This is a genomic window from Idiomarina sp. D18, from assembly GCF_057748155.1.
This window is the reverse complement of the sequence record NZ_CM173240.1, coordinates 894,784-906,361: the sequence shown is the minus strand read 5'-3', so window position 1 is coordinate 906,361 and position 11,578 is coordinate 894,784. Positions and strand designations below refer to the sequence as shown.

At 47.6% G+C, this 11,578-nt stretch carries 10 protein-coding genes; all 10 read right to left on the bottom strand.

Going from position 1 to position 11,578, the window contains the following annotated elements; genetic code table 11:
* Positions 1–4: 4 nt before the first annotated feature.
* A complete protein-coding gene (locus tag AC3AP5_RS04325; protein WP_287832378.1) occupies positions 5–1,330 on the bottom strand; it encodes an IS4 family transposase in 1,326 nt (441 codons plus the stop codon).
* Positions 1,331–1,450: 120 nt separating this feature from the next.
* Positions 1,451–1,930, bottom strand: coding sequence for a hotdog fold domain-containing protein (locus AC3AP5_RS04320; protein WP_071462619.1), 480 nt, complete (start codon positions 1,928–1,930; stop codon positions 1,451–1,453).
* 70 nt (positions 1,931–2,000) lie between these two features.
* Positions 2,001–4,226, bottom strand: coding sequence for an NADP-dependent isocitrate dehydrogenase (locus AC3AP5_RS04315; protein WP_071462618.1), 2,226 nt, complete (start codon positions 4,224–4,226; stop codon positions 2,001–2,003).
* 73 nt (positions 4,227–4,299) lie between these two features.
* Positions 4,300–4,740 (bottom strand): lactoylglutathione lyase, encoded by a 441-nt coding sequence (gloA, locus tag AC3AP5_RS04310; protein WP_040487867.1) that lies wholly within the window; start codon positions 4,738–4,740, stop codon positions 4,300–4,302.
* A 78-nt stretch (positions 4,741–4,818) separates the two neighbouring features.
* Positions 4,819–6,555, bottom strand: coding sequence for a thiamine pyrophosphate-binding protein (locus AC3AP5_RS04305; protein ID WP_487327070.1), 1,737 nt, complete (start codon positions 6,553–6,555; stop codon positions 4,819–4,821).
* Between the two features lie 15 nt (positions 6,556–6,570).
* On the bottom strand, positions 6,571–7,743 hold the full coding sequence (locus tag AC3AP5_RS04300) for an alpha-hydroxy acid oxidase (RefSeq protein WP_487327069.1): 1,173 nt from the start codon (positions 7,741–7,743) through the stop codon (positions 6,571–6,573).
* Positions 7,712–8,413 (bottom strand): M48 family metallopeptidase, encoded by a 702-nt coding sequence (locus AC3AP5_RS04295; RefSeq protein WP_006955456.1) that lies wholly within the window; start codon positions 8,411–8,413, stop codon positions 7,712–7,714. Before AC3AP5_RS04295 ends, AC3AP5_RS04300 begins: the two co-directional genes overlap by 32 nt.
* Positions 8,388–9,233: an ion transporter gene (locus tag AC3AP5_RS04290; RefSeq protein WP_006955457.1), complete on the bottom strand. Its 846-nt coding sequence runs from the start codon at positions 9,231–9,233 to the stop codon at positions 8,388–8,390. The genes AC3AP5_RS04295 and AC3AP5_RS04290 overlap by 26 nt, the downstream gene beginning before the upstream one ends.
* 32 nt (positions 9,234–9,265) lie before the next feature.
* The gene (locus AC3AP5_RS04285) at positions 9,266–10,066 is read right to left on the bottom strand and encodes an undecaprenyl-diphosphate phosphatase (protein ID WP_006955459.1); all 801 of its coding nucleotides are present in this window, start codon (positions 10,064–10,066) and stop codon (positions 9,266–9,268) included.
* A 96-nt stretch (positions 10,067–10,162) separates the two neighbouring features.
* Positions 10,163–11,545, bottom strand: a complete 1,383-nt coding sequence (lysC, locus tag AC3AP5_RS04280) for a lysine-sensitive aspartokinase 3 (protein WP_487327068.1) — start codon at positions 11,543–11,545, stop codon at positions 10,163–10,165.
* Positions 11,546–11,578: the final 33 nt, after the last annotated feature.

Genomic DNA, 11,578 nt, shown 5'->3' with positions numbered 1-11,578 from the left:
TAAGCTAACGACTAGCATTTTTTCTAGGCGACCGCATCGGATAACGTTGCGGTCGCCTTTTTATTGCTCGTGGATAGTGCCGTTCTCGTCGGTCAGGTAATACAAACGCGCTGGCCATTTCCATCATCTGCTCCATGACTTTGGGTATTTTCCCTGGAGAGATATTTACGAGCATATGAAGCTGTCCAACGAGGTAGTGCGATGCCTGTTTAAAGCTGATTTGATTGGGCTCGACCTGCTTCAGGCTGTAAGCCATTTGAGCCATCATATATCGTAACAAGTTGTATGCTACGAGCATGCCCCAGAGCTCTTGTTCAACTAGCTCGGGACGCTTACTTCGCAAGGTCAGTTCATTTTTCAGCATATACTGCTTCATTTCTCGGTAAGCTTGTTCGATTTCCCAGCGGTGAGCATATAAGTCCACGATATCCGCTTCCGGATAGCGCATCGTATCTGTCATTGAGGTTAAGATAGCCACATCTTTCTTACCGACTTTCTTGCTCACCAACCGAGCTTCAACGGTTTCGGGTGCGTTATCCCACTTCTTTTTTGCCTGTGGGGATAACTTAATTTCCACCAGTTTATCGGTGCTACTGAATGATGTTTTTACAGTATATTGCGCGCCTTTTCTGAGCGGGATAAGCCAGTGGCGCTCTTCACCCGCCCGATGCCACTGCTCTAATAGCCCCAGCGCATAGAAGCCCTTATCGAATAGCGTCAGTGAATGGTCAGGCGTTCGCTCGATAAGTTTAGCTGCCAAATCAACTTCACTGGCTTGTGCAATACTGCCAAACTCCGTTGCTGTCACTAAATGACTGCTGACTTCCATTTGATTAACCATACGAATTTGAGGATAGTCTGACTCTTTGAGTTGATTCGCTGTGCGTCCAAACCTCGCACTATTTTCAGGCGTATCGGGTGTACGCCAGACAGTCCCGTCTACTGCCAAAATCGATAGGTTATTCCAATGAGACGTGGGTAATTTATCGAACCATAACTGATTAGTGAGCTCAAACATCCGCTTCATCACATCAGCGCCTAAGCGCTGACGTGCCTGAACCACAGCACTGGGTGCAACGTAGGGCCTGTTACCAGGCAACATTAAATCAAGATGCGAAACCAGTTGCCGCATGGGCATGTCTCTGAAAAGCGCCATGCCAACAACAGCCCACACCATAAAATCCATGGGCAAACGACGCTTACGCACCGTCGTAACGCCTGTATCCTGCAAGCATTGCTCGACTAATTCAGGCTCGAGTAAGTCGGGTAACTTACTGAAATCATCTGGGGTAAACTCTTGCAGCTGTTCTAACGCTTGACTTAAAAACATAAAAAAATCCATAGCCAGAAATTCTGACTATGGATTTTGAAGACTCTGCCGGATCGGTCAACCGATCATTGAAAATTTCTTAACTGATCGGCATTAGGCTTAGGCCCCTTTTTTAATGGTTTATGACTTAGGCTTTACCGGCTTTTCCGAAACATAAATCGTAATATGCCCTGCGGCCACCACAGTACCATCGTCTCGATAGGCAGTGACTTCGATAGGCTGATCGCCAACTTGCCATGTTTGCTCTGTCGCTCGCGCTTCAATGCGCACATCACTATTGGTCTTAGCCAAGTAATTGACCTGCATCCCCTTAGGCAGCCAACGTAAGTGCTTAGGAATGGACGCCTCAGCTAATGCCCCCATCGCCATTTCCATGCCATTACATACAGCAATCGCGTGTACGGTACCAATATGATTTTCAACCGCTTTGCGTTTTTTAAACGTCAGTTGACAAAAGTTAGGCTCAAGCTCAGTGACTAGCGGCTTTATCGAAGCAAAGTAAGGCGCTTTGCGAGCGAACATCATGGAGAAGATACGCGCCCCCAACGGCAGCTTTAAACACTGTGCTCTCAGTTTTAGTAGATAATTTTGTTCACTCACGTGTGTTCCTCAACAGTTAGACATAAAAAAAGCAGGCCGCAGCCTGCTTTTTATCACAACCTTATGTCCATTATAAGCTTGCGAGCGTCTCGTTCAATACTGAACATGGGCGCATAGCAGCAGATACCTTATCAGCGTCTGGCTGATAGTAACCACCGATCTCGACTTGCTTGCCTTGAACACCGTTCAATTCGTCCATGATGGCTTGCTCGTTCTTCTGCATAGCTGCAGCGAGTTTCTCAAAGCGCTCTTGAAGCTCTTTGTCCTCAGTTTGCTTAGCCAGAGACTCAGCCCAATACATCGCCAAGTAGAAGTGCGAGCCGCGGTTATCAATCTCACCCACTTTACGCGAAGGCGATTTGTTCTCTTCCAAGAACTTCGCGGTCGCATTATCAAGCGCATCTGCCAAAATCTGCGCACGACGGTTGTCGGTCGCACGGCTGAGATGCTCAAGTGAAGCCGCCAACGCAAGGAATTCGCCCAGTGAATCCCAACGTAAGTGGTTCTCTTCCACAAACTGTTGTACGTGTTTAGGAGCTGAGCCACCCGCGCCGGTTTCGAATAAGCCGCCACCGTTCATCAATGGGACAATCGAGAGCATTTTCGCAGAAGTGCCCAACTCAAGGATCGGGAACAAGTCAGTCAAGTAGTCACGTAATACGTTACCCGTGACTGAGATCGTGTCCTTGCCTTCTTTCACGCGCTTCAACGTGTGGCGTGTTGCTTCTTCAGGCGACATGATTTGGATATCCAAACCATCGGTGTCGTGCTCTTTTAAGTAAGTCTCAACTTTGCTGATCAACTGAGCATCATGGGCACGGTTTTTATCGAGCCAGAATACGGCAGGCATGCCACTTAAACGTGAGCGATTAACGGCAAGCTTAACCCAGTCACGGATAGGCTCGTCTTTAACCTGACACATACGCCAGATGTCGCCTTCTTCAACCGCGTGTTCAAATACTACATCACCCGCTTGATTCAATACTTTTACCGTACCATCCGCCGGGATTTCGAAGGTTTTATCGTGCGAACCGTATTCTTCCGCTTTTTGCGCCATCAAACCAACATTAGGCACTGTACCCATGGTTGCAGGATCAAACGCACCGTTTTCACGGCAGAAGCTAATCGTCTCTTGGTAAACACCCGCATAGCAACGATCGGGGATCATCGCCTTAGCTTCTTTCTGTCCACCTTCTCGGTCCCACATTTGGCCCGAGTCACGAATCATGGCAGGCATTGAAGCATCAATAATAACGTCGCTTGGTACGTGTAAGTTAGTGATACCTTTGTCTGAATTAACCATTGCTAACTCAGCCTGTTTGGCATAAACGGTATTCAAGTCATTCTCGACTTCCTGACGCTGTTCATCGGTCAGTTTATCGAGCTTAGAGTACAAATCGCCAATACCGTTGCTGGCATCAAACTCAATTTCTTTCATTAAATCGGCGTGTTTTTCAAGTACATCTTTGAAATAAACACGCACCGCGTGGCCAAACATGATCGGGTCAGAAACTTTCATCATGGTGGCTTTTAAATGCAATGACAGTAGAACGCCCTGCTCTTTAGCAGCAACCGTCTCTTTCTCGAAGAACGCTTGTAGCTTCTTGCGGCTCATAACAGCAGCATCAACAACTTCGCCGGCCAGCACTTTGATACCGTCCTTAAGTACGTTTTGCTCACCGTTACTCTCCAATACGATTTTAAAGCTATCGTCTTGGCTTGAAGTCATTGATTTTTCTGATCCGTAAAAATCGCCTTCTTCCATGTGCGCAACGTGGGCTTGGTTATCTTTACTCCAAGCGCCCATGCGATGGGGGTGCTTCTTAGCGAAGTTTTTAACCGCCATCGGTGCACGGCGATCTGAGTTACCTTCACGTAACACAGGGTTCACCGCACTGCCTTTAACGCGGTCATAACGTGCACGAATATCTTTTTCTTCGTCAGTCTGTGGATCAAACGGGAAGTCAGGTAATTTGTAGCCTTGTGCTTGCAGCTCTTTAATGCACGCAGTCATCTGTGGAATAGATGCACTGATGTTCGGCAATTTAATAATGTTAGCTTCTGGTGTCTTCGCTAATTCGCCTAACTCAGCCAATGCGTCTGACTGGCGCTGTTCCTCAGTAAGATACTCAGAGAATTGCGAAATGATACGACCTGCAAGTGAAATATCACGCGTTTCAACTTTAACGCCTGCCGCTTTAGTAAAGCTTTGGATGATAGGCAGCAGCGAGTAAGTAGCTAAACGTGGTGCTTCATCCGTTTCAGTATAAATAATCTTCGATTTGTCGTTCGACATAATGATTCCTATCGTTTATCAGACTTCGTAATAGGTTGAACTGTGGGCGAATTATACGGGATCTACCCTCTAATTACCATTCACCCGTATTTTCCATCGTGTCCCAAGGTGCCTCTGGTTCACGCGCGCCACCTTTTTGCAGTAGTTCGATCGAAATGCCATCCGGAGAGCGGACAAATGCCATGCGTCCATCACGTGGCGGACGGTTAATCGTCACGCCGTTATCTTGTAACTTTTTGCACAGTGCATAAATATCGTCCACTTCATAGGCTAAATGGCCAAAATTACGCCCGCCGTCATACGACTCTGGATCCCAGTTATATGTCAGCTCCACCATCGGCGCTTTGTTTTCGTTGGCCGCATCTTCGTCTTCGGGTGCAGCTAGAAACACCAATGTAAAACGCCCGGCTTCAACTTCTTTCCGGTACATTTCTTTAAGGCCCAACAAGTCACAATAAAAACGCAATGACGCGTCGAGATCCTCGACCCGAACCATGGTGTGTAAATATCTCAACGTTAACTCCCTACAACAGTATTTACTTCAGTTTAATCATATCGTTAATACAACACGATTCGACCTTTGGCGAATGTTTCAGCCAAACAGTTTTCTCTTCACCGCTCGACCAGCAATGCGCAGCTTCTGACGGGTCGGAAAGCGCTTAAAAGTTGACTTTACCGTACCTTGAGTAAAGCGCGTGGGTTTACTGTAATCAATATTAACATCAACCAATACACTCTGTCCTTTAGCTGCGACGTCGAATGCTTGGGCTATATACGCATCGAGCTCAGCTTCGGTTTCAATACGAATATAATGCGCTCCGGTCGCTAATGCCATGCCTTCAAATTTCGCACCCACCAATGCCGTACAGGGTTTTCGCGCATAAGGCGTTTGCTGCGCTTGCGCGATTTGAGAAAGTTCGCCGTCGTTGAATACAAAACAAACAACGCCAACCTCCTGCTGTTGCGCTGTCAGCAACTCCATTCCCGTCATAACAAAACAGCCATCTCCCACAATGGCAATGGTTTGTCGCTCGGGCTGAGCCAGCTTTGCACCGATTGCGGCAGGAACAGCATAGCCCATCGCGTTATAGTCAGTGGGAGTCAATAATGTCATGCCGGCTTTTAGGGGCAATAATTCCGCCGCTAAGTACGTATGATTTCCATCATCCAAAACAAGGGTCGCGTCATCCATCATTTGTGCGGCAATTGACCTAAAAAGCACGTATGGATTAATGCGCTCGTGACTATCATGCGCTTGCCATTCGTCAAAATAATCCTGTTTTAATTGCTTAATTGTAGCCTTGAGCGATGCATTTTCGGGACGTGGAGGCTGCCCGTGTAGCGCATCATTTAACAATCTCAGTACCTCGGTCGCGTCTCCTCTGATACTCACTTTGCTCGGATAATTTCGATTGAATACCGACTCATCGATATCAATATGAATGAGGTTTTCGGGCACTTTTGCACTGAAACTGCCTGTTGGGATTTCGGCAAAACGTGTACCAATCGCGATCATTAAATCGCAGTCTTTAAAGCTTGCTTGCGCTGCGGGTACCGCCGAAGCTGAAAAACCAAAGCCCACATGCAGTGGATGATCATGAGGAAAAACCGACAGTCCCTGCAAGGTGGTCGCCACCGGTGCTTGCAGATATTCTGCTAAATCAATTAGTTGCTGTTGCGCGTGTCGAGCACCCCAACCGACAAACAGTCCGGGTCTCTTACCCGCTGATATGAGTTCAACAGCCCGTTGAATGGCTTGCTCATCGATAGCCGGTGTAGTGGGCTGAGGCGGCTGTTGAGGTTGAGCAACGGTTGCATCAAATAGCTGCAAATTGACAGGGATTTCGACTAACACAGGACCTGGCTTTCCTTCAGTCGCCAGTTGGTAAGCTTGATACAGCACATCGGTTACATCATTTTGATGATTAACACGAAACGCGCCTTTGGTGATCCCTTTTGCCAGTTCCAACTGGTCAACACCATGCAAGACAAAATCAAACTCGGTATCAGTGCGCACCCCACCCGAAATCACAAGCATCGGAACACCATCAAGATACGCCTCACCAATACCACTCGCTGCATGAGTGAAACCCGCTGCGGGAACAATAGCGAGTACACCAATGCCCTCGTGCATTTGCCGAACGCGACTCATGCCATCGGCCATAAACGCGGCGCCCCCCTCATGAGTGACTAAGATAGGGGTAATCTGCTCACTGGCGTGCAGCGCATCATAAAACTCTGTGTTGTGCACACCGGGAATACCAAACGTATGCGTCACCCCGAGTTTTTCGAGCGCTGCTACGGCTAACTGTGCTGCATTTTTTCTCACACCCGCTCCTTATTATTAGCTTCTTATTAAGTGCGATTCATTGAGTTGATTAATGTCGTTGCACCCCATTAACGCCAAGCTAACGGAGAGCGCTTTCCGCCACTGTTTAAGTAGTTGTGTCACGCCAAACTCGCCATAGCCAGCCAGTGCGTATATCCATGCACGCCCTAATAGCCCACCATCGGCACCCAGCGCTAGTGCAATTAACAAATCCTGTGGGTTACGCAGCCCGCCATCGAGCCAAAGTTCAATGCGTTCGCGACATCCCTGATTCAATAAGTGTTGGTGAATTTCGGGTAATATATCAATTGGACATGGCGCGCCATCCAGTTGACGCCCCCCATGATTAGAAATGATCAAACCGTCGGCACCGACTTTTACAGCCTGCAGTGCATCATCAGAATGCAAGATACCTTTGATTACTAACTTGCCGGGCCAACGGGAGCGAATCCACGCAATATCATCCCACGTGACACGAGGATCAAACTGTGCGTCGACCCAGCTTTTGAAGTCTGTCAATTGTCGTGCGTTGGGCACCGCGTCGGTGAGATTACCAAAAACGTGGGGGCCACCTTTTAAGCCTACGTCCCATAACCATTGGGGATGTGATACAAAGTCATAGAATCGCTTTAACTTAGCGAGCCCCGTGCTTGATTCGAAGCCATTTCTGACATCTCGATAGCGCACACCCAACACCGCCAAATCGACCGTCACAACGAGCACTTCAACACCTTGTGCTTGCACGCGATCAAGTAGCTGTGCAACAAACTCGCGATCGCGCATCATGTATAATTGAAACCATGCTGGTTGAGTATCACGGTGCTGATGAATTTCATTAATACCACACAGTGACACGGTGGATGCGCAGAAAGGAATGTGTTCGTGTTGAGCAGCTCGGTATGCCTGTGTTTCGCCACGACGCGCCATCATGCCTGCTAAGCCGACAGGTCCTAGCGCAAGCGGCGCTGCATAAGATTGACCCAGTCGATTCACCGCAAGGTTTATATGTTCAACATCACGCAGCACACGTTGTTGTATGCGCCAGCGTGAAAACGAATGGACATTAGCGTGTGCGGTTTGTTCAGCGAATGCACCGCCATCAATATAATCAAATAGTGCACGTGGCAAACGCCGCTTAGCAGCTTGCCTAAAATCCTCACTGCCCGCTGGGGTAATCGGGTATCTCATAATGGTTCAAACGTTGTTTTAATGAACGCCAATTCGGCAGAAATGAGTCCATTAACGCATAAAAACGCCTGTTATGGTAGCGCTCAAATAAGTGCGTAAGCTCATGAACAACAACGTACTCAAGCAACTCCAAGGGAAAGTGCACTAATTGGAAGCTCAGCCAAATCTTCTCGGTTCTTGTGTTACAAGTGCCCCATCGTGTATGCATTTTGCGGATGCCGAAACAACTTGCTTTGACACCCATCAAGGGTTCCCAATAAGTAAGGAGCGCCGTGATCCTCTCACTTAAGTAGCGGCGCAGTTGTCGTTCGACGTGTTGTTCAGTCAGTCCCTTATCGCCCCGTACAGTCACGTTGAACAGTGCCGAATCAGCCTCAGGGCCAGCCGCCTTGGCGTTCCGGCAAGCCTGGCATAGATACCAGCGACCCGCGAGTAACACGCGCTCCGTACTGAGTAACGGCACGCTGGGCGAGCGCGCCGTATCACGCAACTGTGCACGACGTTGTGTAATCCAGTCATGCCGCTCTGCAATGAGTTCATCAATGTACTTTTGAGGACAGCGTTTAGGTGCACTCACCTCTAGCTCATCAGCCGAGCGTAAGCGCAAATAAATATGCTTTATCGGCTTACGCAGAATGTTAACTTTAAGAGGCGTCGTTATTTGTTCCATGCCCACCTTGTTTGACGATAAGCTGCTTTAACTCGGTGATCTCTGACCGTAAACCAGCGATTTGCTCGTTTAACTGCTGCTCGCGACTTTGTTCAAGCTCTTGCTCACACGCTTGCAGTTCAAGTCGGCTTTCTTTATCCATTACATTGACAACAATACCGATCACCATGTTCAGAAAAGCAAAAGCGGTCAAAAAAATGAACGTCATATAGAACAGCCAACTCCATGGATAGACTTCCATTGTCTCATATTGGATATCCGTCCAGTCTTCAAACGTCATCACGCGGAACAGAGTGAGCATCGAACGTGCGATGTTTTCCCAGAGGAACGGATTAATATCTTTAAATAGATAACTCCCCAGCGCAGCGTAGATGTAGAAGATAATGAACATCAACAATACGACGTAACCCATCTGCGGCAGTGCTTTTAGCAAGGATGTAATGAGCGTTCGTAATTCGGGAATGATCGATATCATTCGAAGCACTCGGAAGACACGCACAAGGCGAGCCAACAAAGCAAGTTCCGAGTCGTTTACTGGAATGAGGCTGACCACAACTACCAGCGTATCGAACACGTTCCAGCCATTTTTAAAGAAGTGCTTTTTATCGCTATCGGCGATGAAACGAATGGTAATTTCAACCACAAAAAAAACTGTGATGAACCAGTCCAAGCCCACCAGCATCGTATTTACCAAGTTCGGTAGTTCGTAAGTTTTGGCACCAATTTCCAACGCCGAGATGATGATTACGGTAATCACCGCAAACTCAAATAAACGGTTGTTCTTTAACGCGGCTAAGCGCCCTTTTAGTGCTTCATACATACGATTGTTTTACCTTAAATATCGAAACACGTTTACAGATAGAAAACCCAAACTAAATAGCCTGCCAGTAGAAAACGGTAAATCACGTAAGGCCACATACCAACTTGATTTAACCATTTCAAAAACAGGTGAATTGCAGTGATAGCCGTTATAAATGAGGCCAAGGTACCTATCATGAATGCAGTCCAATCGATCAATATATCCTCGCTGACCACATCCATTAATTTTAGGGTTGCCGCTGCTAAAGTGATAGGAATCGCCATGAAAAACGAGAATTTTGAGGCGGTTTCTCGCGTCATTCCCAAAAATAGCCCTGCCGTAATCGTCGACCCTGATCGAGACGTACCAGGAATCAGAGCAACGGCTTGAAATAAGCCGACAATGATGGCGTCTTTTAAACCAATTTGATCGAGTGTTCGCGTTCCGCGACAAAACTTATCCGCCACCGCGAGCAATACGGCAAACACGACCGTTGTCGTAATGATGACTGCGACGGCGCGTAATACCGAATCAACGTAATCAATCAGGAAATAGCCGGCTACACACGCTGGAATGGTCGCGATCACGACCATCCATGCAAGTTTGCTCTCACCAACATGTTTTCCTCTCGGTATGGAACGCAAGCCATCAAAAAGCAAAGTCCCCACCTCTTTGCGGAAATAGCCAATAACGGCTAACAACGTTCCCACGTGAACCGCTAAATCAAAAGCAACCCCTTGATCTTGCCAGCCTGTAAGCACGGGCAACAAAATTAGGTGAGCAGAACTAGAGATGGGTAAAAACTCAGTAATCCCTTGTAATATCCCCAACCAAATAGCGTGTAAAAGATCCATATTAATGCCTACTAACTGATGTTTTTATCATTTTCGCAGGCATTATACGCACAACCGCTTTTAATTTAATAAGCGAAAGAATAAATTTTCGGTCTCTTATCGCTTAATGCGCGCATGTAATCGCGTGACCACGTCAATCGTATCCCTCTCTGGAATAAGAAAACACAGGTTAAATTCACTGGCACCCTGGCAAATAAGCCGCACGGGTGTTGGTGCGACGGCATCAAACACCCATTGGCTGAGCTGGGACTGACGACCAATTTGATTACCTATAAGTGCTATGAGCGTTAAGTTGTACTCAAGTTCAACTTTAGCAAACAGTTCAATCTCTGCGATGGCTGCGGCTGGCACAGATACCGCGTGATTAGCTTGACTACCTCCCTCATCTAACGTGAGCGCAATACTTACTTCTGAAGTCGTGATCAGGTCAACACTAATATCGTACTTAGCGAAAATCGAAAACAACTGCGCGAGAAAACCCGAAGCATGAAACATATCAATGCTATGTACGGTCATCAAAGTCTGCTGTTTACGGACTGCGACTGCCCTAACATCGGGTTTATGAGTACTGTTCTTTACCAAACGAGTTCCGCCACGAGCAGGATACGCCGCATGCCCGACAAATACCGGTATCTGATACTCAATAGCAGGCAATAAGCTCGCAGGATGTAAAACTTTAGCGCCAAAAGTCGCCATTTCAGCCGCTTCATCAAAGCTCATTTCAGCGATTGCAAAAGCATCTGAACATAGTCTTGGATCCGTCGAATACACGCCCGCCACATCGGTCCAAATTTGTAACTCTTGAGCTTGGACGACAACCGCGAGCAACGCTGCTGAATAGTCACTTCCGCCGCGTCCCAGGGTTGTTGTTTGACCCCTCTCATTTTTTCCGATAAAGCCTTGGGTTACATAGAGCCGACCAGGCTCTAAGGTTTTAAGCCATTGTGGTGCTTTTTCTATCATGGCTTTAAGCTGCGGTCTCGCTCGACCGTATCGACTGTCGGTAAAGAGCCAAGTTTTCGCCTCAAGTACTGCGCTCGGTTGTTCTGTTTTCGCTTCCCAAGCCCAGCTAAATAGTAGGCTTGAACAATACTCACCAAAACTCAAAAGCTGGTCTCGCCACGCGACAAACGAAGCATCATGGGGAGTAGGTCTGCGCGCCACATGTTGTCTCAGTCGGTCATGCAAGTCATCAAGCGCTAATTGCTTCTCCACCGCGCCGCCTCTGTTTAAACGGGATAATTCATCGGCGATCTCTGTATGTCGATGCACTATCTCAGACAATATAGACTCCACATTGTCAGACTCGTTAGCGAGCATCACTAGCCGGTCGGTAACGCCAGCACATGCACTTACGACCACTAAGATAGGTTGGTTTTGTGATTTTACGTTGGCAACCGCGGCGCATATTGCCGAATAATTAGCGACACTGGTTCCACCAAATTTTGCAACTCGAAATGTATGTTGGGGATTAGTCATTTGATCCTCTGAACAACTTACAACAATGTTCAG